At 62.0% G+C, this 24,757-nt stretch carries 19 protein-coding genes and 8 pseudogenes; 17 read left to right on the forward strand and 10 right to left on the reverse strand.

What is annotated here, in order from left to right; genetic code table 11:
- Positions 1–59: 59 nt before the first annotated feature.
- The 3 genes and pseudogenes from NHF48_RS24560 to NHF48_RS02730 form a co-directional block, all read right to left on the reverse strand.
- Positions 60–752: pseudogene (locus NHF48_RS24560) on the reverse strand (glycoside hydrolase family 95 protein); the annotation flags it as partial.
- A gap of 35 nt (positions 753–787) precedes the next feature.
- Positions 788–3,440: pseudogene (locus tag NHF48_RS02725) on the reverse strand (glycoside hydrolase family 3 C-terminal domain-containing protein).
- Between the two features lie 70 nt (positions 3,441–3,510).
- Positions 3,511–5,532 carry a glycoside hydrolase family 97 protein gene (locus tag NHF48_RS02730; RefSeq protein WP_253070137.1) on the reverse strand — a complete coding sequence of 674 codons (2,022 nt, stop codon included), beginning with the start codon at positions 5,530–5,532 and terminating at the stop codon, positions 3,511–3,513.
- Between the two features lie 108 nt (positions 5,533–5,640).
- Between NHF48_RS02730 and NHF48_RS02735 the strand changes: the two genes are divergently transcribed.
- Positions 5,641–6,480, forward strand: coding sequence for an IclR family transcriptional regulator (locus tag NHF48_RS02735; RefSeq protein WP_263816663.1), 840 nt, complete (start codon positions 5,641–5,643; stop codon positions 6,478–6,480).
- Here the strand turns inward: NHF48_RS02735 and NHF48_RS02740 are convergent.
- Genes NHF48_RS02740 through NHF48_RS02755 form a run of 4 tightly spaced genes read right to left on the reverse strand, consistent with a single transcriptional unit; the run spans position 6,468 to position 9,848 of the window.
- Entirely contained in the window at positions 6,468–6,626 is a 159-nt protein-coding gene (locus tag NHF48_RS02740; RefSeq protein WP_253070139.1) for a hypothetical protein, read from the reverse strand. The two genes, NHF48_RS02735 and NHF48_RS02740, sit on opposite strands and share 13 nt — an antisense overlap.
- A gap of 25 nt (positions 6,627–6,651) precedes the next feature.
- The gene (locus NHF48_RS02745) at positions 6,652–7,764 is read right to left on the reverse strand and encodes an MFS transporter (RefSeq protein WP_253070140.1); all 1,113 of its coding nucleotides are present in this window, start codon (positions 7,762–7,764) and stop codon (positions 6,652–6,654) included.
- A gap of 46 nt (positions 7,765–7,810) precedes the next feature.
- Positions 7,811–8,824, reverse strand: coding sequence for an aldo/keto reductase (locus NHF48_RS02750; RefSeq protein WP_253070141.1), 1,014 nt, complete (start codon positions 8,822–8,824; stop codon positions 7,811–7,813).
- A gap of 13 nt (positions 8,825–8,837) precedes the next feature.
- Complete coding sequence (locus NHF48_RS02755) at positions 8,838–9,848, reverse strand: zinc-binding alcohol dehydrogenase family protein (RefSeq protein WP_253070142.1); 1,011 nt, start codon at positions 9,846–9,848, stop codon at positions 8,838–8,840.
- Positions 9,849–9,946: 98 nt separating this feature from the next.
- Between NHF48_RS02755 and NHF48_RS24565 the strand changes: the two are divergent.
- Both NHF48_RS24565 and NHF48_RS02760 read left to right on the forward strand, forming a co-directional pair.
- A pseudogene (locus tag NHF48_RS24565) lies at positions 9,947–10,273 on the forward strand (amidohydrolase family protein); the annotation flags it as partial.
- Between the two features lie 82 nt (positions 10,274–10,355).
- Positions 10,356–10,781, forward strand: coding sequence for an amidohydrolase family protein (locus NHF48_RS02760; RefSeq protein WP_253070143.1), 426 nt, complete (start codon positions 10,356–10,358; stop codon positions 10,779–10,781).
- A gap of 44 nt (positions 10,782–10,825) precedes the next feature.
- On the opposite strand, the gene NHF48_RS02765 is transcribed toward NHF48_RS02760, so the two are convergent.
- Positions 10,826–11,104, reverse strand: a complete 279-nt coding sequence (locus NHF48_RS02765; protein WP_253070144.1) for a hypothetical protein — start codon at positions 11,102–11,104, stop codon at positions 10,826–10,828.
- On the opposite strand from NHF48_RS02765, the gene NHF48_RS02770 reads away from it, so the two are divergent.
- From NHF48_RS02770 to NHF48_RS02795, 6 genes and pseudogenes are all read left to right on the forward strand, one after another.
- Complete coding sequence (locus NHF48_RS02770) at positions 11,103–11,327, forward strand: hypothetical protein (RefSeq protein WP_253070145.1); 225 nt, start codon at positions 11,103–11,105, stop codon at positions 11,325–11,327. The genes NHF48_RS02765 and NHF48_RS02770 overlap by 2 nt on opposite strands.
- Complete coding sequence (locus NHF48_RS02775) at positions 11,281–11,898, forward strand: mannitol dehydrogenase family protein (RefSeq protein ID WP_253070146.1); 618 nt, start codon at positions 11,281–11,283, stop codon at positions 11,896–11,898. The genes NHF48_RS02770 and NHF48_RS02775 overlap by 47 nt, the downstream gene beginning before the upstream one ends.
- Positions 11,895–13,391, forward strand: a complete 1,497-nt coding sequence (locus tag NHF48_RS02780) for a UxaA family hydrolase (protein WP_253070147.1) — start codon at positions 11,895–11,897, stop codon at positions 13,389–13,391. Before NHF48_RS02775 ends, NHF48_RS02780 begins: the two co-directional genes overlap by 4 nt.
- Positions 13,392–13,919: 528 nt before the next feature.
- Positions 13,920–16,874, forward strand: a pseudogene (locus NHF48_RS02785) (TonB-dependent receptor domain-containing protein).
- A gap of 67 nt (positions 16,875–16,941) precedes the next feature.
- Complete coding sequence (locus tag NHF48_RS02790) at positions 16,942–17,145, forward strand: hypothetical protein (protein ID WP_253070148.1); 204 nt, start codon at positions 16,942–16,944, stop codon at positions 17,143–17,145.
- 39 nt (positions 17,146–17,184) lie between these two features.
- A complete protein-coding gene (locus NHF48_RS02795; RefSeq protein WP_253070149.1) occupies positions 17,185–17,988 on the forward strand; it encodes a hypothetical protein in 804 nt (267 codons plus the stop codon).
- A 55-nt stretch (positions 17,989–18,043) separates the two neighbouring features.
- On the opposite strand, the gene NHF48_RS02800 is transcribed toward NHF48_RS02795, so the two are convergent.
- Positions 18,044–18,205, reverse strand: a complete 162-nt coding sequence (locus NHF48_RS02800) for a hypothetical protein (protein WP_253070150.1) — start codon at positions 18,203–18,205, stop codon at positions 18,044–18,046.
- Between the two features lie 79 nt (positions 18,206–18,284).
- Between NHF48_RS02800 and NHF48_RS25710 the strand changes: the two are divergent.
- The 7 genes and pseudogenes from NHF48_RS25710 to NHF48_RS02830 all read left to right on the forward strand — a co-directional run.
- A pseudogene (locus tag NHF48_RS25710) lies at positions 18,285–18,356 on the forward strand (hypothetical protein); the annotation flags it as partial.
- A 40-nt stretch (positions 18,357–18,396) separates the two neighbouring features.
- A pseudogene (locus tag NHF48_RS02805) lies at positions 18,397–18,951 on the forward strand (TIM-barrel domain-containing protein); the annotation flags it as partial.
- A 55-nt stretch (positions 18,952–19,006) separates the two neighbouring features.
- Positions 19,007–19,852 (forward strand): glycoside hydrolase family 31 protein, encoded by an 846-nt coding sequence (locus tag NHF48_RS02810; RefSeq protein WP_253070151.1) that lies wholly within the window; start codon positions 19,007–19,009, stop codon positions 19,850–19,852.
- Positions 19,853–19,965: 113 nt separating this feature from the next.
- Positions 19,966–20,496 carry a beta-galactosidase gene (locus NHF48_RS02815; protein ID WP_253070152.1) on the forward strand — a complete coding sequence of 177 codons (531 nt, stop codon included), beginning with the start codon at positions 19,966–19,968 and terminating at the stop codon, positions 20,494–20,496.
- Positions 20,477–21,589, forward strand: coding sequence for a beta-galactosidase (locus tag NHF48_RS02820; RefSeq protein ID WP_253070153.1), 1,113 nt, complete (start codon positions 20,477–20,479; stop codon positions 21,587–21,589). The genes NHF48_RS02815 and NHF48_RS02820 overlap by 20 nt, the downstream gene beginning before the upstream one ends.
- Positions 21,590–21,621: 32 nt before the next feature.
- Positions 21,622–22,071, forward strand: coding sequence for a beta-galactosidase trimerization domain-containing protein (locus tag NHF48_RS02825; protein WP_253070154.1), 450 nt, complete (start codon positions 21,622–21,624; stop codon positions 22,069–22,071).
- Positions 22,072–22,563: 492 nt separating this feature from the next.
- A pseudogene (locus NHF48_RS02830) lies at positions 22,564–23,973 on the forward strand (amino acid permease); the annotation flags it as partial.
- Between the two features lie 291 nt (positions 23,974–24,264).
- Here NHF48_RS02830 and NHF48_RS02835 read toward each other — a convergent pair.
- Positions 24,265–24,345 (reverse strand): annotated as a pseudogene (locus tag NHF48_RS02835) (IS5/IS1182 family transposase); the annotation flags it as partial.
- Positions 24,346–24,436: 91 nt separating this feature from the next.
- Here NHF48_RS02835 and NHF48_RS02840 point away from each other — a divergent pair.
- Positions 24,437–24,685: a hypothetical protein gene (locus NHF48_RS02840; RefSeq protein ID WP_253070156.1), complete on the forward strand. Its 249-nt coding sequence runs from the start codon at positions 24,437–24,439 to the stop codon at positions 24,683–24,685.
- Positions 24,686–24,757 lie beyond the last annotated feature (72 nt).

Here is a 24,757-nt window from a genome sequence, read left to right on the forward strand (position 1 = left end):
TCGTGGAGCACGCGAGCCCGCGCCTCGAACCGAAGTGCGCCGGCGATCCCTTCGCTGGCGGAATTCCTACCCGACAGGATCAACGTGTCGTCGGCGATCGTCAGCGTTCCGGACTGCGGCGAGCGAAGGCCGATGTCGCAGTCGAGAGAGCCGGCCTTGCTCGCGACGAGCCGGACCGCGATGACCTGGTGAACCGGGCAGGCGAAAACCGACCGTTCGTGGCGAACGGTTCCAGCGGCGAAGCCCGTCGTCGCGACTGCCGTATCCAGGTCTAATGCCCGCTCGTAGTCACGGACGGAGTCTGCGGTGATCGTTGGCAGGCTGATGAAGAGGTCGCCTAGGGTTTGATAGGACATCTGGCTGAGCGGCTTGCCCATTAGCTTGGCGTTGGCCAACGCCTGGGCCTCCCGAAGACGTCCGGCGAAGACCAGTCGTCTTACCTCGGGCAAGGCTGCCAGCGCGTCAGGGTTGACCGGATTGTACGGCCCTCCCGACCACAAGGTATCCTCGTTAAGCTGAAGTCGCTCATGATCGACACCGCCCAACACCATGGCCCCGATGCGGCCGTTGCCGATCGGCAGCGCCTCGACCCAGCGTTCCGCTGGTTGACGGTACCATAGCCGCGTGTCCGGGGATTTGGACGATTGGGCAGCTAGACCCGGATGCGGCAGTCCTAGTGCGGCCGCAGTGCCGACAGACCGCTTCAATACGCTCCGACGGGTGAGTTTGCTGGCGTCGTTGATGTCCTGCACCCCTTACTTGCGGCGGCTTCTGGGTAAGGTGACGGTCACTTGGGCAGATCTATCTTCCTTCGGACAGCATACGCCGCGTATGCTCCAGGAATGCCTGCCGCTGGCTGTCCAGAGCCGAGGGTCAGTCGATACTCTCCGGGGATCAGTTGACGATCGCCTACGGCCGTGACGAAGCTCAGGTCGCGCGGCGACAAGGTGATGGTGATCCGCTTCGTCCCGTGCGGGTTCAACGAGACCCGCTCGAAGCCGCGTAGCGCGTGACGCGGAGCGCCCTCGAAGCCCGGCGGCGTGATATAGGCTTGCGCCACCTCGTCGCCGGCGCGGTCGCCTGTGTTCGTGACGTCGACCGTGGCGGTCAACCCGTTCTCGATACCGCCCGACGCCGGATCGATGGACAGCTTGCCATAGCGGAAGCTCGTGTAGCTCAGGCCATGGCCGAACGGATAGACGGGTGTCCCCTTAAAGTAGCGGTAGGTACGGCCGGCCATGCTGTAGTCGGTGAATGCGGGCAGGTCGGCGATGCTCTTGTAGAAGGTCAGCGGCAGGCGGCCGGCGGGGTTGACCTTGCCGGTCAGCACGTTGGCGACAGCGAGACCGCCCGACTGCCCAGGATACCAGGCCTCGACGATCGCGGCGGCATTGTCCCTTGCCCAGGACAGGTCGATCGCGCTGCCGTTCATCGCCACCACGATCAGCGGCTTGCCGAGCGCCCTGGCCCGTTCCAGCAGCGCGCGCTGGTCCGCAGGGATATCCAGCGTTGTCTTGTCGCCGCCCGAGAAGCCCTCGATCTTGATCGGCATTTCCTCGCCCTCCAGATCGGAAGTGAGACCGACCACGGCGACCACGACGTCCGCGTTTGCCGTACCGGATTTCAAGTCGCGATCGAGATCGTCGGTAATCCTCTTCCAGAAGATCTGGGCCGGCGGCGCAATGTCGCTTTCGCCTTGAAGGTTGATCGCTACCCGATCGCCTTTCCTCAGCCGCGCGTCGACCAGCTGCAGCGGCTCGGCCCAACGGGAGTAGCGTTTCGCCTCGACCAGCGGCTTGCCAGCAAGCGACAGCGTGCCCTTCACGCCGGTTAAGGCGAGACGATAGAGTCCGGTCTCGGGGACGACGAGCGAACCGGAGAACAGGACCTTGTGCTTGTTCGCGACCTGGCGGAACTCCGACGCGCGCGAGACGATGCTGGGCTCCACGCTGGTCAAGACCGGCTTGGCTGCGAAGCGCCGCTCCGCCCCGGCCGGGACTGCATTCTCGTCCAGAGCATTGAAATATTCGGTGCGGATGCCCGGGCGACCGTCGGGGGGTGACCAGCACCGAGCCCGGTACGGGATCGCCATCGGTGACGGAGGCGGTGAACGGCACGACCGTCACGTCCGCGCCGGGCATTGCCTGCCTCAAACCATCGGCGACCGAGATCGGGGAGCGCTCCGCGTCGAGGAGTAGTTGCCGCGCAGCACGCGTGTGGCGTCGGACAGCGGTCCGATCAGCGCTACCCTGGTGCCTGGACGGAACGGCAGCGCGCCGTCGTTCTTGAGCAGCACGAGGCTCTTCTCCGCCGCGGTCAGCGCCAACGCGCGGCTTTCCGGCGTGTCGATCGCGCTGACCGATGTCGCGTTCGGCTTGCGCGCGGACAGACCGGGCAGGTCGCCGTTGCGGTAGCGAGCCGAAAAGAGGCGGACGAGCGCGGTGTCGATGTCCTCCGTGCGGATATACCCGCGTCGCAGAGATTCCGTATAGCGATCGCCCAGATCCATGCGACCGCCCAGCGTGGCGTTGTTGCACTCGTTGTCGACGCCGTGCGTCAGCGCCACTGCGACGCCGGTCGGAGCGTCAGGCGCGTATTTGTGATGTTCGTAGATGTCGACCACCGAGTCGCAGTCCGACACGACATAGCCCTTGAAGCCCCAGGCGCCGCGGAGATAGTCGCGCAGCAATAGCTGGCTACCGCATGCCGATTGACCATAAACGCGGTTGTACGCGCACATGATCGAACCCGCCTTCGCATCGACGATCGCCGCGCGGAACGCCGGGAGGTAGGTGTCCTCCAGGTCATGCGCCGTCGGGTAGATGTTGTCGACGTGGCGGCTCTGCTCCGGGCCGCTGTGCACCGCGAAATGCTTCGGTGTCGCCACGACGTTCGGCAGATCGGGATTGTCGCCCTGGATGCCGTCGACGAACGCAACGCCGATCCGCGCGGTCAGGAACGGGTCCTCGCCATAGGTCTCCTGTCCGCGGCCCCAGCGCGGATCGCGGAAGATGTTGATGTTGGGCGACCATGTGTCGAGCCCGGTACCGATGCGCCCCAAGCGCCCCGTCCGTCGGCCTAGCGTATGTAGTCCCTGCACCTCCGTACTGATCACTTCAGCCACGCGGCGGACGAGGGGCGCGTCGAACGTGGCTGCCAGGCCGATCGGCTCCGGGAAAGTTCGTCGTCGGCACGCCGCCCATCGCGCCATGCAGCGATTCCGTCCACCAATTGTAGGCGGGAATGTTCAGACGGGGGACGGCCGGCGCGGTGTTCAACAACTGCGCCACCTTCTCGTCCGTCGTCAGCTTGCCGACGATCTCGCGCGCCTTCGTATCGGCTTGCGCCCGCGCGCCGGCTTGCGCGTTCGCCGGTGCCGCGACGATGGCAACAGCGAGAGCCAGCGACGAACCGGTGCTTATGATTAGCGATTTCAGCATGGGTAGCCTTTCCATTGCGCTCTCGCGCAGCACGTATCTGTCAGCGTTCCGGCGATTCTATTCTCGAGTGTCATTCGGAGTTCAGGATCGCCACCGCACCGCCCGAGGGCGCTAAGTTAAGCGAGAGCGGCCGTCTTCCTCCGATGCGCGTGGAGAGGGTCTGCAGGCTGTTCATGGTGTCGCCATCCTGCCAGACCCGCGCCTGCCAGTTGCGATTGCCTTTTCCCAGGAACGACAGCGGGACAGTAATTTTGCGACCGGTCTCGTTCGTCATCGCGCCGACGTACCAGGTTCCGCCCTTGCGCCGGGCCACCACGACGTACTGGCCGATCTCTCCGGTCAGAAATCGCGTCTCGTCCCAGCTTGCTGGTACATCACGCAGGAAGTCCGCGCCTTCCTTAAGCGTGCCGTCGGCCGCGACATAGCTGTCCGGGCTATCCGAAAGCATCACGACCGGGCTGTCGTAGACGACGTACATCGCCAACCCGTGGCCGCGCGTCGTCATCACATACGGACGCAGCGAACGTACCTGCGTCGCGAACTCGGCCGGCGGCAACGCGCGGAACCCGCCCGGCGTGTAATCCATCGGTCCCAGTAGTCCGCGCGTGAAAGGCAACGTCACATTGTGGCTGGCGGTGATCCGCGTCCCGAACTTGTTGTATTCGGCACCGAGCACACCTTCCTGCGTGACGAAATTCGGCCAAGTGCGTGCCAGCCCATCGGGGGGATAGGCGCCGTGCAGATCGACCATGAGATGATGCTCGGCCGCCTTCTTGAGCAGGCGGTGATAGAAAGCGACCATCTCCTGATCGTTGCGGTCCATGAAATCGACCTTGATCCCCTTGATGCCCCACGAAGCGTAAAGGGGGATGGCGGCGTCGAGCTGCCGTTCAAGCTGCTTCCACTGCAGCCACACCCACACGCCAACGCCGCGCTCTGCGCCGTATTTTACGACGCCGGGGATATCGACTTCGGGTTTGGGCACGGTGACATCGGCCGGGGCAGGCCCTTCTGAGCTCCCCTTGTACCAGCCTTCGTCGATCAGGGTGTATTCCAGCCCCATCTTCTGCGCGAAGTCGATGTACTTCTTGAACGTCGCGGTGTTGACGCCCGCATTGGGCAGGTCGACCGCCCAGCCGTTCCACCAGTCCCACGCGGACTTGCCCGGCTTGATCCACCTTGTGTCGGCGATGCGGGACGGCTCTGCCAGCAGCTGGATCAGGTTGGATGGGATAAGATCGCCCGCCGTATCGCCAAGCATGACCACCCGCCATGCGGTGGTCAGCGGCCCTTCCAGCAAAGAGGCGTGAACGGCGGTCCTGAATCCTGCACCGTCCTGCGCATTGTCCGGCCTGGTCGTCAGGCTGATGTTTACTCCAAGCCCGCCGTCGCCGCGGCCGCGCAGGTAGGCTCCAGCATAATCGCGCTTGTCCGACTCCGCGATCGCGAACGTCGTGCCCTTGCCCGTCGCGCACAGTAGGGGAGCGTCGTACAGGTGAAAGTTGCGCATCTTCGACGCCTGCACGGCATCGAACTCGAACTCATGGCTGTTGACGTAGGTGCCAGCGTTGGCACCCCAGCAGCCATAGTCCGCCGGAAAATAGAAAGCTGTGGTTTCCCAATAGACGTCGAGCGACTTGAACCGGTCCTGCGCGGGCACGACGAAGCGGAACGCTACTCCCTCTGCATAAGCACGGGCAATCAGGTCGAAGCGGACGGCGTCACGCTTGCGCAGCAGATGGAGTGTAAGCTGGTTGTAGCTGTCGCGCACCTGCGACGCCTTGCCCACCACGGGGCGGTAAACGTCGTTGACCGCCGTTCGATCGGTGCCCGTTACCTCCACCCCTTCGCCGCCAAGCGCACCCTGATCGGTGAACAGGCCGACCGGAGAGGGCGCGAGCACCGTCTTGCCATCGCGCGATACGGTGAAGCGCAACTTGCCGTTGTCCGACGTCACCTCGATGCGGTTGCGCCGGTCCGGGGATACCGCATCGGTCGGCGTCTGGGCGATCGCAACGCCGGGCAGCGACGAAAGAGCGAAACCAACCAGCGCCATGGCGGTCCGCAGCCGATTTCGTTCGATCATCCGCATGCCATCCCCCTTACATCGTCTTTGCGCCAGACTAGCCAACCTCTCGAACCTAGGCCACCGCTTTTTCGCAGGTGAGAGGCAGGTCTCATTAACAAAAATGAACTGGCTTTGCGCTGCGGCGCAATCCGCCATAGTGTGAAGCACGCGAAAGGTTGGGGTAGGTCGGTGGAACGCAAAGACGTCAAGGGCACCTATGCCGCTCCTGCACTGGAGAAGGCGTTCGAGATCATTGAGCATTTGGCCGAGTACCCGCAGGGCATGCTGCTCAGCGAAATGGCGGTCCGGCTCGGGCGTACCGTCGGCGAGCTGTTTCGCATCGTCATTGTGATGGAGCGGCTCGGCTACCTGCGTAAATCGGCAACAACCGATCACTACACCGTCGCCTACAAGCTGCTCGACGTCGCAATGCGCGCGACGCCGGCCCAGCATCTGGTCCGCGCGGCGACGCCGGTGATGCAGGGGCTGGCGCTCGCCGCCGGGCAATCTTGCCATCTGGTCGTTGCGAACGGCGGCCATGGCCTTGTCGTCGCCTGTGAACAGCAGCCGGGAACGCGCGGCTTCTCGCTGCGCGTTGGGGCACGGATCGACATGATCATCAGCTGTTCGGGGCAGGTGATCCTTGCGTTTTCAGGCGAGCAGCGCGCACACCAGATCGTCGCGGCCGTCGAGCAGGAGCGGGCGGCACCGGTAGACCGACGCGCGCTCGCCGAGAGTCTGGCGGTCATTCGCGAGCAGGGATATGACAGCCGCAGGAGTCCGATCACTTACGGCGTCACCGACATCAGCTTCCCGGTGCACGGCTTCGACGGCAACGTCGTCGCTGCGCTGACGATTCCATTCCTGGAGCTGATCGACGGATCGCAGAAGATAGGGCTGGACGCGGCACGGGGGCTGCTGCGCGAAGCGGTAGCTGCGATTTCCGACACGCTCGGCTATCAAGCCGGGTGAGTCACTTCCGGCGAGATTTGCCGGGCATAGACCGCGATGGCGACAAAGCAGGCGAGCGGTAGCAGCATTGCGACCGGCACCGCGCCGGCGCGCACCGCGACCAGACCCATCAGCGGGGGAAAGATCGCCCCGCCGATGATCGCCATGATGATGAAAGAGGAGCCGAGCGGCTTAGCCGGCCCGGTCCCTTCGATCCCGAGCGCAAAGATCGTAGGGAACATGATCGACATGAAGAAGCTGGAGACCATCAGCGCGCCGACCGCGATCCACCCGCCCGCAAACGCTGCAACCGCGCACAGAATGACATTGGCGAGCGCATAGGCGCCGAGCAGCCGCGCCGGCCGCACCCGCGCCATTATTGCCGTGCCGCTGAACCGGCCGATCATGAACAGAACCAGGCTCGCCGAAAGGAGGAACGCGGCGTTCCGCTCCGTCACCGACGGCGTCACGTCCTTCACGAAATCGATGAAGTAGCTCCAGATGCCAACCTGGGCGCCGACGTAGAAGAACTGCGCGATCACAGCGCCAACTAGCGGTCGGTGACGGGAGAGGCGGCGGAACTGGTCGGCCAGGCTCGCGCCGTCGTGCGGCTGGGCGGCGGGGGAGGCGGGTCACCGCCACCGCGCCAGCGACGAGCAACGCCGCCAACGCGAGGAGGGTATAGGGAAGCTGCACCGTGCTCGCTTCGCTCGCGCGATAGGCGGCGAGCGCGGCTGGGCTCATCGCCTCTACGGTCGCGGAGGAATGTTCCACGCCCGTGAAGATCAGCAACGCGCCGATCACTGGCGCCAGGCACGCGCCCAGACCGTTGAACGCCTGCGCCAGGTTCAGCCGCTGCACCGCTGTTCCGGGGTCGCCGAAGGAACTGGCATATGCGTTTGCCGTCGTCTCCAGGCACGCCGCCCCCGCCGCGATCATGAACAACGCGAACAGGAACGCGCCGTAGCTGAGCATCAGGGAGGCGGGAAAGAACAGCAGCGCGCCGCCTGCATACAGCAACAGTCCCGTAAGGATTCCCGCCTTGTATCCAAAGCGCCGCATCAGCAGGCCAGCCGGCAGCGCGACAACGAAATAGCCGATGTAGAATACGAACTGAATGAAACCGGCTTGCGCGCGATCGAGACCCAGCGACTTCTGGAACTGGCGGATCAAGATGTCGTTGAAGTTATTCGCCAGCGCCCAAAGGAAGAACAGGCTGATGATCAGCACGAAGCCGAACCGGTAGGTTGGCGTGATGAAGGAACCTCCCGCTTCGGCGGGTTCCATCGGGCCCGTATCTCCCATCATCGCCGTCCTGCTCCCTGTACGGTTATCGTTGTGGCGCTCATGCTCAGGCGGTCGGTGTCGGACAGTCACCGCTTACCAGACCCTCAGCGCGCAGTGCCTGCCAGAAAGCGGCGGGGATCGGCAGGCGGATAAGATCGGCCGTCTGCTTGATCCGGTCGGGACTGCCGGTGCCGAGCACCACCGTCGCGACCGCAGGATGGGCGGCGGCGAACTGCAGTGCCGCCGCCGGTAGCGGCACGCCGAACTGCTCACAGCACCGCTCGATCGCGGCGACCCGGCCGATCACCTCCTCGGGAGCGATGCCGTAGTCATAGTGCGGCGGTTCTCCCCGCGTGCCAGTAGCAAGGATTCCAGAGTTGTAGACTCCTGCGCCTACCACGCCAATTCCTCGCGCGCCGCACTGCGCGAGGAAACGCTCCGCCTCCTGCTCGAGCAGGGTGTAGCGACCTGCGATCATCAGCAGGTCGAGATCGGCGTGCGCGAGGCTCGCCTCGCAGACCGCGATTTCGTTTACGCCCAGCCCGATCGCAGAGACTACACCCGTGTCGCGCAGCTCCGTCATCGCGCGGAAGCCGCCGTCCACTGCCTCCGCGAAGGTGCGGTCGTGGTCTGCGCCGTGAGTCAGGCGGCCGAGATCGTGCATCAGGAGCACGTCGATCCGCGCCAGCCCCAGCCGGTGCAGGCTTGCCTCGACCGAGCGCATGACGCCGTCGTAGCTATAATCGTACACGGGATCGAACGGCATCGGCGAGTGGAAGCCGAACCGCTCGTCGGCAGCACCTCCGGGTACCAGAAGCCTTCCGACCTTGGTCGACAGTAGGAACGCATCGCGAGGCCGCTCGCGCAGCGCATCGCCTAGTCGTCGCTCGCTAAGCCCAAAGCCATAAAAAGGTGCGGTGTCGAAATAGCGCACACCTTGATCCCAGGCACCGTTCACCGTGGCGCGCGCTTGAGCGTCATCGATTTGGCGGTAAAGGTTGCCGAGCGTGGATGCGCCAAATCCGAACGGACCGCTCGCCGCTAGGCGTTGGAGAAAGGCTGTGCGGGATGTCTTCATGGGTTTGGGGCCTTCAGAAGCTGGCGATTGCCTTCACCACATGGTCCGCCTCGGCGATCAAGCCGGGCAGGCGCTGTGGCAGGTCATCGGCGAGAAGGCTGTGGGTGTGCAGCGCCGCCGTCGGGATCTCGCCGGCGAGGATCGCCTCGCGGACGCGTTCGAAATCCGAGGCGTGTGCGTTGCGGCTGGCGAGCAGGGTGGTCTCCCGCTTGTGCAATTCCGGATCGGAGAAGACCAGGTCGCCCGGAGCGACCCCGACCAGCACCAGCTTGCCGCCGTGCGCGACATAACCGAGGCTCTGCGCCATTGCAGTCAGGGAACCTGTGGCGTCGAACACCGTGTCGAACATTTCGCCTCCGGTACGCTCCGCCAGCGACCCGTCTAGGTCGGCCGTCGCATCCGCCGTGTCGTCGAACCCCAGCCGCTCGCGCGCATAGGCAAGCCGCGGGAGGCGGGTGTCGGTGAGGGTTACTTCCGCACCGTTGGAACGCGCGAACAGCCCGCAGGCAATGCCGATCGGCCCCGCGCCCACCACCAGCACGCGCTCCCCCGCCGCCACCGCCGCGCGTGCGACCGCGTGCGCACCGATCGCCAGGAACTCGATCATCGCCGCCTGATCGAGCGTCAACCCGGTTGCGTCGAGTAACGCGCTCTCGGGGACAGCGAGCAGCTCGGCCATACCGCCGTCGGTGTGGACGCCCAGCACCCGGATGTTGACGCAGGCATTGGGCTTGTCCTTCCGGCACGCGATGCAGGTCCCGCAGGTCAAATACGGGTTGATCGCGACCTGCTGGCCGACATGGAAGGGCGACATGTCGGAGACATGCTCCACCTCGCCGGAGAGTTCGTGTCCCATGACGCGTGGATAAGCCAGAAAGGGATGCCGTCCGGCGTATATATGATAATCCGTGCCGCACAGCCCGACGCGGCGGACGCGGACGATCACCTCCCCCGGTGCCGCCATGGGCGCGGGCCGCTCCTCTATCGTCAGGTTATACGGCTCTTGGCAGACGACCGCTTTCATTGCGCTTCTTTCCGTTCAGACTAGCCCCCCGTACTAGACGACCATTCTCATATGTGCAACTTGGCTATCATCCTTGAGAAATGAGAACGGCCTCGCGAATGCGAATCGACGCGCACCACCATCTCTGGCGATACGATCCCAGCGTGTTCGGCTGGATCGCGTCCGGCTCTGCAATCGCGCGGGACTTCGCAACGGAAGATTTGAGATCGGCATTAGAAGATGCCGCGCTTGATGCGGCGATCGCGGTGCAGGCGCGGCAATCGCCAGAGGAAACCCGCTTCCTGCTCAACGCCGCGCGGCAAGAGCCAGACATCATTGGAGTCGTCGGCTGGATCGATCTGCGCGCACCCAATATTGCAGCCCTACTGGACGAGAACGCAGATCCGCTCGTCGTCGGTTATCGTCACGTGGTGCAGGACGAGGACGAACCCGACTTCCTTCTCGCCGGAGAGTTCATCGACGGTGTCCGCGCGGTAGTAGAGCGGGGGGTTAACCTACGACCTCCTCGTGAACCACGCGCAGCTCGAAACCGTCCCGCATTTCCTCGACAGGGTGGGCGAAGGACGCTTCGTGCTCGATCATGCCGCGAAGCCCGACATCGCTGGGCAGGGATGGCAGCCTTGGGCGGACCGTATCTCCGCCGTCGCCGAGCGGCCAGACGTGTGGTGCAAAGTGTCGGGGCTGGTGACCGAGGCCGATCACACCGCGTGGACGCCGGATGACGTCGAGCGCTACCTTGATCATGTGCTGGCGGTGTTCGGTCCTGAGCGGCTGATCTGGGGGTCGGACTGGCCGGTATGCCTGCTCGCCGCCTCTTATGACCGCGTGGTTGATCTGGTCGCCGACTGGGTCGTGCGATGCTGCCCGGACGCGGAGGCGGCGATCTTCGGCGGTAATGCGCTACACGCCTATGCGATCGGGCGCGCGCGATGATCCTCCAGTTTGGCACCAGCCGTTTCCTTCAGGCGCATGTCGATCTATTCGCGTCCGAGGCTCGCGATGCGGGCCAGACGGTCGCCGACATCGTGATCGTGCAGGTGAGCGACGACCCGGTGCGCGCGCAGCGGCTGGTCGCGTTCGACAACGTCGCGGGTTTTCCCGTCGTGATCCGGGGGCTGGAGGGTGGAGTGCCGGTCGAGCGTACCGTGCAGGTGCGCAGCGTCGTGCGGGGTTTGGCGGCTGCGCACGACTGGTTGGAGCTCTGTGCGCTGTTCGTTGGGGCGGTTACCCATGTCGTGTCGAATACCGGCGACCATGGTTATACGGTTCCGCCAGAGGATCGCATCACGCTGGCCGACGATCGGCCCCCCGCGCAGTTTTCCTGCAATCCTGCTCGCGCTGCTCCACCGCCGCTGGCGGTTCGGCGGGGCGGGGGTGACGTTCCTGCCGTGCGAATTGGTTGCGGGCAACGGCCAGACCCCTGCGCGCGGCAGTGCTCGATCTCGCGGAGCAGTTGCGGCTGCCGCCAGCATTCGTTGACTGGCTTGGCGTCGCCTGCCTCTGGGTGGACACGCTGGTCGACCGGATCGTCAGCGAACCAATTAATCCTGCCGGCGCGGTTGCCGAACCATATGCTCTGTGGGCGATCCGCGACCAGCCAGGGTTGGTCTTGCCTTTCACCCATCAGGTGATCGTCGTCACTGACGATCTGCCCCGCTTTGAACGGTTGAAGCTCCATATCCTCAACCTTGGGCACAGCTGGCTGGCCGAACGCTGGCACCGCGCCGGGGCGCTGCCGGACGCCACGGTGCGGCATGCGATGGCGGATGCGGACATGCTTGCTGACCTGCGCCGTCTCTATAACGACGAAGTCGTGCCTGGCTTTGCCGCCGGGGGCCTTGGCGACGAGGCGGCGACCTATGTCGGCAATACGATAGACCGGTTCGCCAACCCGTTCATCGAACACCGCTTGGCCGACATCCACGCTAGCCATGCGGCCAAGATTGCTAAACGCGTCGGCGGTTTCGTCGACTGGGTCGACGCAAGCGGGGGCGAGGTTCCGATGCCGGAACTGCGCGCGCTTGCACAACGCTATGAGGTGAAGGAATGACAGTGCGCGCGTTACGTTTATCGGATCGTGACGACGTCGCGGTGCTCATCGACGCCGCCGCGCCGGGGGATTCCGTACTGGGGATCACCGCGCGCGAGGCCATGCCCGGCGGACATAAGATGGCGCTCCATCCGCTCGCTGCAGGGACGGTGGTGCGAAAATACGGCTATCCGATCGGCATCACCACTCGCGACGTCGTGGCGGGCGAGCATGTCCACAGCCACAATCTGGCGCTACCCGAACACAGGCTTGCAGAAGCCATCGCCGGATTACCGCACGCGCGCGCCACTGCTCCAGACGGGGCGACGTTCGAGGGGTATCTGCGCGCCGACGGCGGCGTCGGTACACGCAATGCGATCGGGATCATAGCCAGCGTCAACTGCTCCTCCACGGTAGTTCGTCGGATTGCGCGTGGATTCGAAGACCGTCTTCCAGCAGAAATCGACGCGGTCGCGCCGTTCACCCATTCAAGCGGGTGCGGCATGTCGCGCTCAGGCGAGGGATTCGAAACGTTGGAACGCACGCTAACAGGCTACGCCCGCCACCCAAACTTCGGCGGGGTGCTGCTGGTCGGTCTCGGCTGTGAAGTGGCGCAGATCGACGACATGCTCGCGCGTCACGACCTGTCGCCGGGTCTGCGGCTACGCACGCTGACGATTCAGGAGGCGGGTGGTACGGCGGAGGCGATCGCTCAGGGCAGTGCAATCGTCGCTGAGTTGATCGAGGAGGCGTCGGTCGATCGCCGTACGACCCGCTCTGCCTCTGATCTCGTGCTTGGACTGCAGTGCGGTGGGTCCGACGGATGGTCGGGCGTGACCGCGAACCCGGCACTGGGCGCAGCGGCCGACCTGCTAGTGGCGGAGGGCGGCACCGCTATCCTTTCCGAAACACCAGAGATCTACGGAGCAGAACATCTACTGCTCGCGCGCGCGGCGTCGCCAGAGGTCGCGGCGCAACTCTCAGAGCGGATCGCGTGGTGGGAGGATTACGCTACACGCCACGGAGCCAGCCTCGACAACAATCCGTCGCCGGGCAACAAGGCAGGTGGGCTCACGACCATCTACGAGAAGTCTCTCGGCGCAATTGCAAAGGCTGGGACGGCACCGCTCGCCGATGTGCTGCTCTACGCAGAGCAACACAAGCGGCGCGGGCTCGTGTTCATGGACTCTCCAGGATATGACCCGTGCTCGGCCACTGGTCAGATTGCCACAGGCGCAAATTTACTCGCCTTCACGACCGGACGAGGTTCGGTATTTGGAGCGCAACCCACGCCCTGCCTCAAGCTCGCGTCCAATCCCGTGCTCGCACGGTCGATGGCAAACGACATTGACGTAGACTGCTCGCTGATACTGGATGGGGCAACGCCGAAAGAAATTGGTCAAGTTGTTTATCAAACGATGCTCGAGACGGCATCTGGTAAGCAGACCAAGTCCGAAGGACTTGGTGTCGGTGACTTTGAATTTGTGCCGTGGCAGCTAGGCGCTTGGATGTGAGTTCTGGTACAATTCTAGTCAGCACAGATGACCTTATAGTATCCAGGTTTAGGGTTTGACGTCACCATTGTGCCAATCGGATAGCGAGGGGTGCCATGACGAGGGAAGTGTCTGTCGCGTATGGCATGTCGTTGCCCTTTGCCTCATCAGCGAAATACCTCGACTTTTTCGACATCAGCACTGCGATTAATCAACATGTATACAATGCCATATCGTTGACTGCTTACGAGACTCTATCGCTTGTGCTTCGCATAAGAACGATCATGCCCTCGATCCGCCATCCTCACAAGACAACACATTTTACTAGAAGAATTGCAGTTGCATAAATGAAAACAACAGGGCACGTTAGCGTCGCGTTGCACTAAGATATGGCAAGGGAGAGGTTGCGCGAACGAGCGCACCCCCTTCCGCAGCTGAGAAGAAGATAACGTTACCAGGAATAAGCTGGGCGGTTGGGAGAGGATCATAATGGCAATCGAGTTTAGAACGTTGCGTACGCACAAGCTGCAGATTGGGGCGACGAGTCTCATGGCAATCGCTGCTTGTCTGCATGCTGTGCCTGCCTTGGCACAAGCGCAGGACGTGCCCGCCGCGTCATCGCCCGTCGCACCCGAGGGTACTATCACCACGGCTACTCCTCAACAGATAGCGCCCGCTGCGCCGGATCCCGCTACCGGTGAACCAGCGTCGACGGACATCATCGTTACCGGATCACGCATTACGACCGGTGGTTTCACCGCGCCGACGCCGACAACCGTGATCGACGCCAATGCCATTGCCGCCAATGCACAACCAAACGTCTTCACGACCATAGCTCAGTTGCCGTCGTTGCAGGGATCGACCGGCACGAGCACCGGCACGTTCAGCACATCGAGCGGCGCCCAGGGGCTTAGTTCCTTCTCGCTGCGCGGCGTTGGTGCGATCCGCACCCTGACGCTGATCGATGGTCAGCGTGTCGTTGGTGCCAACGTCACCGGCGTGCCCGACGTAAGCCTGTTCCCGCAGATACTCATCAAGCGTGTCGATGTCGTCAACGGCGGTGCCTCGGCTTCCTACGGGTCCGACGCGGTCGGCGGGGTCGTGAACTTCATTACCGATACCCGGTTCAAGGGCCTGAAGGGCAACGTTCAGGGCGGCATCACCACGTACGGTGACAACGAACAGGTACTCCTCCAGCTTGCCGGCGGAACGAGGTCTACTCAACGATCGCCTCCATATCGTCGGGAGCACCGAATACGCGCATGAAGACGGTATCAAGGGAGGAGGTTTGGGCACCGACCTTGCAAGCGGGCGGGACTGGTTCCGGCAGACTACCTTGATCAATCGAAACGTCTTCAATGACGGATCACCCCAATACCTCGTCCGGGACTACTCCCAGCAATACAGCTATACGAAATTCGGGCTGATCACCGCCGGCCCGCTGCAGGGCACGGCCTTTGATCAGTCTGGCAACCCGTTTCAGTTTCAGTATGGCTCAAATGGCGTACCTTCACGTAACGCGTCAGGTTCCGTAATTGGCTGTTTCCCCGGAAGTTGTCTTGGAGGCGACCTATCGGGAAACGTCGATGTAGGGCGCTCGCTTCAGTCGCGACTGCAGCGGGTGGCCAATTATGGTCGGATCGGGTTCGACTGGGCGCCTGACAACGAGGTCTACGTCACTGCCAACATTGGTCAGGTGAAAACCAACAACCAGCCGATCGGAGGTATGAACCGTCCGAACCTGACGATCCAGTGCGCCAATCCGTTCGTACCTGCGTCGGTTCAGGCTGCCTGCACCACCGCGGGGATCACGAGCTTCGTATACGGTACGAGCAACGCCGCCTTGGGGAACACCCAAGTCTATACCGATCGCCGTCAGTATCGTTTCGTCGCCGGTGCCAAGGGCCGCCAATCCGTCGCCGGGTCCGACTGGACCTACGACATGTACTTCGAACACGGCACCAACTATTCGAACATCGACGTCAACAACGTCATGCTGTCGAACCGTTTTAACCAGGCGATCAATGCGACCACGGTGAACGGAGCGATAGTCTGTGCCAATCCGGTTGCGCGTGCGAACGGGTGCCAGCCTCTCAACATTTTCGGTGGCAATCCCTCGCAGGGGGGGCGCTCGGCTACATCATGCCCGACAACGGCCCGTACCAGAGGACCCGCCAGACCCAGGACGTGATCAGCGTCAACTTCTCGGGTTCTCCGTTCAGTCTGTGGGCGGGGCCCGTCTCGTTCGCGTTCGGCAGCGAGTTCCGGCATGAATTCTATACCGTGCGCGCCGATCCATACGGCGCAGGTACTAGTGCGACGCCAAACACGCCAGATTACCCCGCCGATCCTACGCTACTGCCCGGGGGCAACAACTGGTACGCTGGGAACTACAAGAACGGCAGCGGCGCCTACAGCGTTAAAGAGGCGTTCGTCGAAACCAACGTGCCAATCCTAAATTCGGAAGGGACCGGACGCGCGGCAATAAACGGCGCGATCCGGGTAACCGATTACAGTACTTCGGGCACCGTTTGGGCCTGGAAGATTGGCGGCACCTGGGACTTGCCGATCGACGGGTTGCGTTTGCGTGGTGTGACCTCTCGCGATGTTCGGGCACCGAACTTATCGGAACTGTTCGCTGCACCGACGACTACGACGCTACCTGGATTTTTCGATCCGTTCCGCAACGTCAACGTACTCGCAATCCAGAATACGATAGGCAACTCCGCCCTCACGCCCGAGATCGCACGTAACACCACCGCTGGCATCGCCTTTTCAGGCTCCTCTTGGCTGCCTGGTCTCAGCCTCTCGGTCGATTACTACCACATCAAGATCAAGGACGTGATCTCGAGCCTCGGCACCGGGGACATCGTCAACCTCTGTTTCCAGAATATCCTTCCCGAGACCTGCAGCGCGTTCAACCTCAACAACTCCGCCGGGCCCAACTTCATCAACGTTCAGGCGTTCAACCTCGCCTCGATCGACACCAACGGGCTGGATATCGAGGCAAGCTATCGCTGGCGGCGTCCGCTCGGTCTGCCGGGCAGCTTCACGCTGCGCGCGCTTGCGACCAACATCCGCAAGTTCGCGACCGATACGGGCCTTCCCGGAACGATTCCAATCGACAGCGCCGGCGTCAACGCCGGAAACACACCCGACTGGAAATGGCTGGCGACGCAGACCTATGCCAATGACGACTTCTCGCTGTTGCTGCAGGAGCGCTGGTTCAGCGACGGGGTGTTCGGTAGCCAATATGTAGAATGCTCGGCTGGTAATTGTCCCGTGTCGACGAACAATCGACCGACGATCGACAATAACTTCATGCCGGGCGCTTTCTATATGGACGTTGGCGGCACGTATAACCTGACCAAGCAGGTCACCGGTTATTTCAAAGTCGACAACGTGTTCAACAAGGAGCCGCCGGCGTTCCCGAATTTCGTCAATCCGGCGCTGTATGACATTGCGGGTCGGACTTTCCGGGTCGGCCTCCGTTTCAGCATGTGATGAAGGGTCGCGCCGTTAGCCTTAAAGCGAAACGGCGCGGGACGACTTGGTAGTGGAAGGCAGGAACATGCAGCGGTTTGCAAAAGCACTCGCATTGGCCGCGGTGGCTCTGCCGTCGGTCGGTCAGGCGCAGGTGCCCGAGACCATCCTGTACGGCGTCGCCGATTACGACGACTACACACCGTTCGACCGCCAGGTGAGGCGTGGCGAGCCAATCGACCTTGCTGCGTGGGACGTGGCCATCATCGGGGAAGATGGACGGCCCAATTGATAGCCGCGCCGTGCGGAAACAAAGCGAAGGGGAGGTTGCATGACCGATAAGAAAACGCCGCGTAGCGGCGCCATCACCCGGCGCGCGCTGCTGGGAAGCGGCGCGGGGGCGGCGATCGTGTCGAGCGGCCTCGTACAAGCCGCGATCAGAATTGCCTCCCCCGCTTTCGTGATCCGCACCGGCGATCTGTCGATTGCCGTCTCGGCCCTGAGCGATCGTGCGTTCCGCGTCCGCGTCGTGCCCTTGGAAGCGCCCCCCGCCACGCCGAGCGAGATGCTGGCGCCCATCGCGAAGCCGCCAATCCTCAAGAGGACAAGAGAGGGCAGCCGAACGCGTCTGACGCTCCCGCAGTCACAATGCGTATGGGATCGAGCAACCGGATGCCTGTCATTTTATGACGGCGCCGGCAATCTGCTTCTCAGCGAAGCCCCGGGATCGCGCCATGTCGCGCAATCGACGATCGGAAACGAGCCGACACTGGCCGTGACGCAAGGCTTCGCCAGCCCCGCTGACGAACGCCTCTACGGCACGGGCTGTTTCCAAGACGGCCATCTCGATATCCGGGGCCTGCCCCGCCGTCTAACGCAGGTGAATACGCAGATCAGTCAGCCGTTCGTGCTGTCGAGCAAGGGCTATGGTCTGCTGTGGCATAATCCCGGCATGGCGGAGCTGAACCGGCCTGACCGGCCGATCGCGTTGATCCGGCAGGCGACAGAGGGCGACGCGCGCATGGCTGATGTCACCACCTCCACCGGCAACGCCCGCGTCCAGCGCCGCGATGCCGTTTTCACGGGAAAGTTCACGGTCCCGAAGGGGGGCGCTACGCGTTCCTGCTTGATCTAGGCCGCAAGATGTCGTCGCGCCATTATGTGGAGATCGACGGCAAAGCGCTGACGGATCATACCAATCTCTGGCTGCCACCGACCGCCAGCTTCATCGGCGAGCTCGCCACCGGAGAGCACAGCGTGCTGGTGAGGGCGGGTGACGAAGACACGCCGGTGCTGAACTTCGCACCGGTCGAAGATCGCACGACCTGGTGGTCGCCGGTATCCGAGGGCATCGATTACGTCGTGATCGCCGGACCTACGGCGGCGGAGGTTATGACCGGCTATCACGCCTTGCTTGGGCCGCAGCCGATGATGCCGCTCTGGGCGCTCGGTTACATCCACTGTCGCGAGCGGTTTCACTCGTCGGATGAGATCATGGCGACGGCACGCGAATTCCGCGCGCGCAAGCTCCCCCTGCGACATGATGGTGCAGGACTGGCAATATTGGGGCAAATACGGCTGGAACGCCATGCGCTTCGACGAGGAGCATTACCCCGACCCCGCAGGCCTCGTTCGCGATCTGCATGCGACGGACATGCGCTTGATGCTGTCGGTCTGGTCCAAGGTCGGCAAGGAAACCAAGCTGGGCAAGGAAGTGGCGGCGAAGGGCTTCTACATTCCGGGCACGGAATGGATCGATTTCTTCAATCCGGTCGCCGCCCGCTTCTATGCCCGACAGCAGAACCAGAAGCTCGCCTCGCTCGGCATCGACGCCTGGTGGCAGGACGCAACTGAACCCGAGAACGACGATCTGGCCGGACGGCCGATTTACGCCGCAGTAGGCCGGACCCAGCCGGGCGAGAAGCGCCGTAATCTCTATCCGCTGCAGGTCAGCCGAACGGTGTATGAGGAGCAGCGGCGCGCCTATCCGGACAAGCGGGTGATGATCCTCACCCGATCGGCCGCACCCGGCCAGCAACGCTATGGCGCGGCGACATGGTCGGGCGACATCGGCCACGACTGGGAGACGCTTAAACGGCAGATCCCGGCTGGTCTGAACATGGCTGCGGCGGGCCAAGCCTGGTGGACCGTCGATGCAGGGGGGTTTCTTCCGGCCGGGCAAGGGACAGTATACCGACCCTGCCTATCAGGAACGGTTCCTCCGCTGGTTCCAGTTCGCGACATTCCTGCCGATGACGCGCGTCCACGGCTACATGACCGATACGGAGTTCTGGCGATATGGTGAGACGGTGGAGCGCGTCGCCCGCTCGTACCTCGAACTCCGCTATCGCTTGCTGCCCTACACCTATGCTCTGGCAGCCGAGGCATCGGCGGCCGGAATGCCGCTCATCCGTCCGCTGGTGTTCGACTTTCCGCACGACCCGAAGGCCCTCGATCAGGTTCATGCGTACATGTTCGGCAGCGCCATCCATGTCGCGCCCGTGCTGGCTGCAGGCGTAAAGACATGGGACGTATACTTGCCGGTTTCGGAGGGCGGCTGGTACGATTTCTGGACAGGCGAGCGTCGAGAGGGCGGCCGGACGTATGCCGTCCCGGTGACACTGGACCGCATGCCGCTTCACGTGCGGGCTGGTAGCATCCTGCCACTGGGGCCGGTCGGCCAATCGACGGTCGGGCTGCTTGGCGGGGCCCTCGATCTCCTGGTTTATCCGGGCCGAGACGGCGTCACCTCGTTGTACGAGGATGACGGGCTTACCTATCGTTACGAGCAAGGTGCAGCAGCGCGCACGACCCTGGAATGGAAGCAGGCAGCAGGCCTGCTCACGCTTGGCGCGCGGCGGGGCGCTTATCCCGGCATGCCGAACAGCCGGGTGATCGGTGCTCATCTTATGCGCCCGGGAGACTCGGTGTTGTCGGCAGGTTCCGGAGTATCGGTTGAGTATGTCGGGGGAGCTAAGCGCATGTTTCTTGGAGCTTAGCTTTATGCATTCCTAGTTAAATAGACGATATCACGTGTCTGTATCGTCGATTATAAATCCTGGCTCTAATTTTAAGCCGGAAAGATCAACAAACTCGGAACAGGTGGCATTTGATGATTAAGTTCAAACTGTCGAGCTTTGTCGCAATTTCGGCGCTAGTGGCTACATGGTCTAATCCGTTATTAGCACAAGCGGGATTACAATCGGTTGATCGCACTCCCCGACAAATTCTTTATGGTGTGTCGTATTACGACGAATACACTCCCGTCGATCGCATCGAGGAAGACTTTCGGTTGATGAAGGAGGCGAACATCTCGGTGGTTCGGATTGCTGAATCGACTTGGGGAACGCTAGAGCCGCAGCCCGGTGTATTTGATTTCAGCCATGTCGACCGGATGCTGTCAGCGGCCCAGCGCTACGGCATTAAGGTCATCGTCGGCACGCCAACATATGCGATTCCGACATGGCTGGCGCGCGAGCACCCGGACGTATTGGTGACTGGACCGGAAGGGCAAGCCAAGTTCGGCGTTCGCCAGAACATGGACATTACGAACCCACACTATCGCGCGGCTGCTAAACGGGTCATCGAAACCCCTAATTACCCACGTTGCGAAGAACCCGGCCGTGATCGGCTATCAAGTTGACAACGAAACGAAGCCTTACAACACAGCGGGGCCGAACGTGCAGGCTGCATTCGTTACGGCGATGCAGAAGAAGTGGGGCAGTCTCGACAAATTAAATGCGGCGTGGGGTCTCAATTACTGGAGCAATAGAATCAACCGATGGGAAGATTTCCCTTCAACGACCGGGTCAATGAACGCCAGTGTCAAGAACGCCTTTGCTGAATTCCAAAGGGATTTGGTAACCGAGTTTCTAGCGTGGCAAGTGGGTCTGGTTCGGAAACATTCACGCAACGACCAGTTCATCACCCAGAATTTTGACTTAGGCTGGCTGAAAACGTCCTACGGCATTCAACCTGAGGTTAATCATTGGAAAGCGGCCAGACCGCTCGACGTTGCCGGCATTGATATCTACCACCCGACGCAAGACGACCTGACAGGAGTGGAGATTGCCTTCGGCGGTGACCCAGCCCGCTCGCTGAAATCCGGAGCAAACTATTACGTTATCGAGACCGAAGCACAAGGGTGGGTGCAATGGACGCCCTACCCGGGCCAATTGCGTCTACAAGCCTTCAGCCATCTCGCATCGGGTGCGAACATGGTCGCGTATTGGCACTGGGCGACAAACGCGAACGCGGTCGAGACCTATTGGCGCGGGTTGTTGACCCAGGACTATAAGCCGAATGAAGTCTACGATGCGGCCAAGGGAATCGGTGCCGAGATTAAGTTACTCGGGCCCAAGTTAGCGGATTTGAGGAAGAATAACGACGTCGCGATCTATGTTAGTAATCGTGCGCAAACCGCCTTCGACTCTTTCAAACTGCCTGGTAACGTCCAATACAACCAAGTCATGCGTCCATTTTATGATGCGCTGTACCGAAGGAATATTGAGGCGGATGTCATATCACCTGATGGCAACCCTGATTTATCGAAATACAAGATGATCGTCGTGCCGGCTCTGTATGCGGCGAGTGACGAGGAGATCGCTCGGCTCAACGCCTATGCTAAAGCCGGTGGGCACTTGGTCTACACCTTCAAGAGCGGGTTCTCCAACGAGGACACCAAGGTGCGGTACGCCACGCAGCCGGGCGCGATCGCGGAAGCTGCGGGGGGGTAAATTATCAGCTGTTTACTGAGCCTAAAGGGGTGATGGTCGGATCCGACCTATATGGTCTCAGCGGAAAGGATCTCGAGGCGCGCTGGTGGATGGAGTTTCTAAAACCTACCACCGCAAAAGTTATTGCCCGCTTCGAACATCATTCATGGCCGAACTATGCCGCCATTACCCGCAACTCCTACGGCAAGGGAGAGGTAACCTACATTGGCTTCATGCCGTCGGACGCGCTGATCGAGGGCGTTCTGACTGACACTGCGAAACGCTCAGGAGTCGTTTGGCCAGATGCAGCCCAATATCCTCTTATCGTGCGTAGCGGCATCCTGACAAACGGCAGTCGCGTCCGTTATCTGCTGAACTACTCGCCAGAAAATCGTAGCGTCCCCAAGGAACTTATCGATGGAACCGACCTTCTGACGGGCAAGCACGCCGCTTCGTCAATTGGGCCTTGGGGCGTGGTGATCGTGGAAAGCAGAAATAAATAGAGCCCTGCCATTACAAGGAATCAGATGTTAACTATCTGCAACATTGACAAGCATTTAATCAGGAAAAAAACCTAGGTGAGTGCTTGTCTGTCGTAAACGTCCAGCAGCAGTCGCTTCAGCTGAAGCGAGGCGCGGTCAACGTTGTTGCCACGATTACCACCTAGGACATCAGGCGTTTTCCGGAGCCGAATGTAGCGCAGTCTTTGCAGCGTATCCCTAGCGTGACGATCAGCCTTAATCCCGGCGACGGGCAGTTCTTATCGGTCTGTAGACCTCGAGCCGTAATTCAACGTCGAGCGCCCTCTCGGGCGCTCCCCGGGAAGGAGAATACCGTGCTAGAGAGCCACGAAGAAATGTCTGACGACGAAAAGCACCTTGCATCACTTGGCTACACGCAAGAGCTGGACCGCTCTTGGTCGAGCTTCAGCAACTTCGCCATCTCGTTCTCGATCATCTCGATCCTAGCGGGCTGCTTCACCTCGTTCGGCCTCGGCTGGAACAACGGCGGGCCCGCGGCGATCGCCCGGGGGGTGGCCAATCGTGTCGGTGTTCATCCTGATTATCGGACTGTGCATGTCCGAGCTGGTCTCGGCGTTCCCGACTTCTGGCGGAATTTATTGGTGGGCAGCAAAACTTGGCGGCGCCAAAGCCGGCTTCTACACGGGCTGGCTGAATCTGATCGGCCTGATCGCCATCCTTGCGGCGACGGCCTACGGCGCAGCGACGTTCCTCGACCTCACGCTCGGCACGTTCAGCGAGGCGTGGCTGGCCGGCTACAGCCTGACGAGGGTCTTTGTCATGTTCCTGGTGATCCTGGCATTGTCGGCGATCATCAACATCTTCTCCTCGCACCTGCTGGCCGTCATCAACAACATCTCGGTCTGGTGGCACGTGGCGGGCACAGCCATCGTCATCGCCATCCTCATCGTGGTGCCCAAGCAACACGCCAGCATGTCCGATGTCTTCGCCAAGACCATCAACAACACCGGCATGTTCGGCAACGCTACCTCCGGGGTCGGCTGGCTGATCTTCGTACTGCCGATCTCGGCGATCCTGACCCAGTTCACGGTCACCGGCTACGACGCGTCCGCGCACATTTCCGAGGAAACCAAGAACGCGCCCGACAGCGCAGCCAAGGGCATTTGGCGGGCCATCTTCTACTCCTCCATTGGTGGCTGGATTCTGCTACTTACATTCTTGTTTGCGGTGAACGATCCGGACGCGGTGTCCGCGGGTGGCGGTGCGGTTGCGGTGATCTTCAGCCAGGCGATGAGCTCGGCGTGGGTGGGCGTCGTGTTGCTGATCTCGACGGTCGGTCAGCTGTTCTGCGTCACTGCCATCCAGACCAGTACGTCCAGAATGCTGTTCGCGTTCAGCCGTGACCGCGCGGTCCCAGGTCATCAACTGTGGTCGAAGGTCAGCAAGAACAAGATTCCCGTCAACGGCGTGATCGTCACCGCGGTACTCGCGGCGGTCCTCACGTTGCCGGCGCTGGTCGAGGTCGACATCAACGGCGCACCCGTGCCGGTCGCGTTCTTCGCCGTGGCCTCCATCGGCGTCGTCGGCCTGTACCTGTGCTTCGCGGTACCGATCTACTACCGCTGGAAAGCCGGGAATGCGTTCCCTGTCGGCAGGTGGAATCTGCGAGGTCACCACAAGTGGATGGCGCCGGTCGCGCTTGTTGAGATCATCGTCACTTCGATTATCGCGATGTTCCCAACCTCGTTGGGCGGCGTGCCGTGGGCCCCGAGCTTCGCGTGGAAGTTCGTCAACTATACCCCGCTCGTCGTCGGCGGCGTGCTGATCCTGCTCTTCATCTACTGGCACGTGTCGGTGAAGAAGTGGTTCACCGGACCCATCATGCAGGTAACAACGGTCGCCAAAGAACTCGACTTCATCTAGATCGCTTATCCGCTTCGGAAACAGACCCCCGGGCCCCTCGTGCTTCAACGCCGAGAGGCCCGGTGCTGTTAGCTGAACAGTTCTCGAACGTCGGCGTCGGTAAGGGCCGTTTCGAATACGTCGCTCTCGTCGAATGTGATCGTCATCAAATTCTCAGAGGCGGCCCGAAAGTCTTGCGATGTCCTCCGTGCGAATTTGCTGTGCTGGGCAATTCTAATACTGAATGCCCTCACACTGCGCCTTTGGTAGATCGTCAAGCAGCGCGGCAGCGCCGGTGTAGTCGCTGACCTAGCCAGCCGTCATGAAGAAGCTGAACGGTCTACCTTCTGCATCGGTAACGGCGTGCAGCTTGGTATTTATACCGCCTTTGGTGCAACGGCTGTCGGCGATCGTCTTTGCGCACCGCGCAGCGGGGTTCGATCCGCCGACGCAGCAGCCAGACGGCGCACGGTTGGAAAAAGCCATGCGTGCCATCCGCCGCGACGAGCGCGACGATCCGTCGGGTAAGAAGCGCCCCGCGGATGGCGAGGTGATGCGTGACATGATGCGGACGATCGATGGCGAGGATCTGCGGTCGTATCGTGACCGAGCATTACTGGCGATCGGGATGGCGGGGGGCGTTCCGTCGCTCCGAGCTGGTGGCGATGACCGTCGGCAGGGTGTCGGAAGACACGCGCAGATTGCTGATCCGAGTACCGACGTCGAAGACTGACCAAGAGGGCAGGGGGGCATAGCGATATTCCCGATGGCCGGCGAGCCACCGCCTTTCTGGGCGAAGCAACTT

It is taken from the genome of Sphingomonas sp. H160509, assembly GCF_024124765.2.
In the GTDB taxonomy this organism is placed as follows: domain Bacteria; phylum Pseudomonadota; class Alphaproteobacteria; order Sphingomonadales; family Sphingomonadaceae; genus Sphingomonas.